2 rRNA genes are annotated in these 2,753 nt (G+C 56.0%); both read left to right on the forward strand.

Annotated elements, in window-relative coordinates:
- Nucleotides 1-2,488 (forward strand): 23S ribosomal RNA (locus QM806_RS40765); the annotation flags it as partial.
- Between the two features lie 133 nt (nt 2,489-2,621).
- Nucleotides 2,622-2,738 (forward strand): 5S ribosomal RNA (rrf, locus tag QM806_RS40770).
- Nucleotides 2,739-2,753: the final 15 nt, after the last annotated feature.

Consider the following 2,753-nt stretch of genomic DNA (forward strand, 5'->3'; position numbering starts at 1 on the left):
GGGGGTGATGGCGTGCCTTTTGAAGAATGAGCCTGCGAGTTAGTGGCATGTCGCGAGGTTAACCCGTGTGGGGTAGCCGTAGCGAAAGCGAGTCCGAATAGGGCGTCCGTAGTGGCATGTTCTAGACCCGAAGCGGAGTGATCTACCCATGGCCAGGTTGAAGCGACGGTAAGACGTCGTGGAGGACCGAACCCACTTAGGTTGAAAACTGAGGGGATGAGCTGTGGGTAGGGGTGAAAGGCCAATCAAACTCCGTGATAGCTGGTTCTCCCCGAAATGCATTTAGGTGCAGCGTCGCGTGTTTCTCACCGGAGGTAGAGCTACTGGATGGTCTAGGGGGCCCACAAGCTTACCGAAATCAGCCAAACTCCGAATGCCGGTGAGTGAGAGCGCGGCAGTGAGACTGCGGGCGATAAGGTTCGTAGTCGAGAGGGAAACAGCCCAGATCGCCAGCTAAGGTCCCTAAGCGTGTACTAAGTGGAAAAGGATGTGGGGTCGCGAAGACAACCAGGAGGTTGGCTTAGAAGCAGCCACCCTTGAAAGAGTGCGTAATAGCTCACTGGTCAAGTGATCCTGCGCCGACAATGTAGCGGGGCTCAAGTACACCACCGAAGCTGCGGCATTCACACAATGCACCCCCTTGATTCTGCGGAGTCTTGGGCAGTGGTGTGGATGGGTAGGGGAGCGTCGTGTGGCCATGGAAGCGGCAGGGTGACCTAGCCGTGGAGGCCACACGAGTGAGAATGCAGGCATGAGTAGCGAAAGACGAGTGAGAAACTCGTCCGCCGAATGACCAAGGGTTCCTGGGCCAGGTTAATCCGCCCAGGGTGAGTCGGGACCTAAGACGAGGCCGACAGGCGTAGCCGATGGACAACGGGTTGATATTCCCGTACCCGTGTGAACGCGCCCCTGGTGAATCAGTGATACTAACCATCCTGAAGCGTCCTTACGCCCCTTCGGGGGCCCTGGATGTGGATGCATGGGACCTGATCTGGTAGTAGCCAAGCGATGGGGTGACGCAGGAAGGTAGCTGAGCCAGTCAGTGGTAATACTGGTGTAAGCCTGTAGGGCGAATGGTAGGCAAATCCGCCATTCACACAGCCTGAGAGGTGACGCATAGCCGAATGAGGCGAATTCAGTGATCCTATGCTGCCGAGAAAAGCCTCTAGCGAGCTTTCACACGGCCCGTACCCCAAACCGACACAGGTGGTCAGGTAGAGAATACTAAGGCGATCGAGATAACTATGGTTAAGGAACTCGGCAAAATGCCCCCGTAACTTCGGGAGAAGGGGGGCCTCGTCCGGTGATCACTCTTGCAGTGTGAGCTGGGTGGGGCCGCAGAGACCAGTGAGAAGCGACTGTTTACTAAAAACACAGGTCCGTGCGAAGTCGTAAGACGATGTATACGGACTGACGCCTGCCCGGTGCTGGAAGGTTAAGAGGACCGGTTAGCCAGCAATGGCGAAGCTGAGAATTTAAGCCCCAGTAAACGGCGGTGGTAACTATAACCATCCTAAGGTAGCGAAATTCCTTGTCGGGTAAGTTCCGACCTGCACGAATGGCGTAACGACTTCTCAGCTGTCTCAACCATAGACTCGGCGAAATTGCATTACGAGTAAAGATGCTCGTTACGCGCGGCAGGACGAAAAGACCCCGGGACCTTCACTACAGCTTGGTATTGGTGTTCGGTTCGGTTTGTGTAGGATAGGTGGGAGACTGTGAAGCGCTCACGCCAGTGAGTGTGGAGTCGTTGTTGAAATACCACTCTGATCGTATTGGACCTCTAACCTCGGACCATGATCTGGTTCAGGGACAGTGCCTGGTGGGTAGTTTAACTGGGGCGGTTGCCTCCCAAAATGTAACGGAGGCGCCCAAAGGTTCCCTCAGCCTGGTTGGCAATCAGGTGTCGAGTGCAAGTGCACAAGGGAGCTTGACTGTGAGACTGACAGGTCGAGCAGGGACGAAAGTCGGGACTAGTGATCCGGCACCGGCAAGTGGAAGCGGTGTCGCTCAACGGATAAAAGGTACCCCGGGGATAACAGGCTGATCTTCCCCAAGAGTCCATATCGACGGGATGGTTTGGCACCTCGATGTCGGCTCGTCGCATCCTGGGGCTGGAGTAGGTCCCAAGGGTTGGGCTGTTCGCCCATTAAAGCGGCACGCGAGCTGGGTTTAGAACGTCGTGAGACAGTTCGGTCTCTATCCGCCGCGCGCGTTAGAAACTTGAGGAAGGCTGTCCCTAGTACGAGAGGACCGGGACGGACGAACCTCTGGTGTGCCAGTTGTTCCACCAGGAGCACCGCTGGTTAGCTACGTTCGGAAGGGATAACCGCTGAAAGCATCTAAGCGGGAAGCCTGTTCCAAGATGAGGTTTCTCACCCCCTCGAGGGGGTAAGGCCCCCGGCAGACCACCGGGTTGATAGGCCAGAACTGGAAGTCCGGTAACGGATGCAGGTGACTGGTACTAATAGGCCGAGGACTTACCACAAAGAAGCTACGCGTCCACTGTGCAGTATCTGAAACAACACACACGTTTCAGAACTGAAGAAGAAGAACACCACCAACAACACTGTTTGTGGTGTGTGTCTTCGCTGATGTTCCGTGTGACAGTTTCATAGAGTTACGGCGGCCATAGCGGAGGGGAAACGCCCGGTCCCATTCCGAACCCGGAAGCTAAGCCCTCCAGCGCCGATGGTACTGCACCCGACAGGGTGTGGGAGAGTAGGACACCGCCGAACATCCGTTACCGAAAG

Source organism: Rhodococcus sp. IEGM 1351 (assembly GCF_030056875.1).
GTDB lineage: Bacteria > Actinomycetota > Actinomycetes > Mycobacteriales > Mycobacteriaceae > Rhodococcus_F > Rhodococcus_F opacus.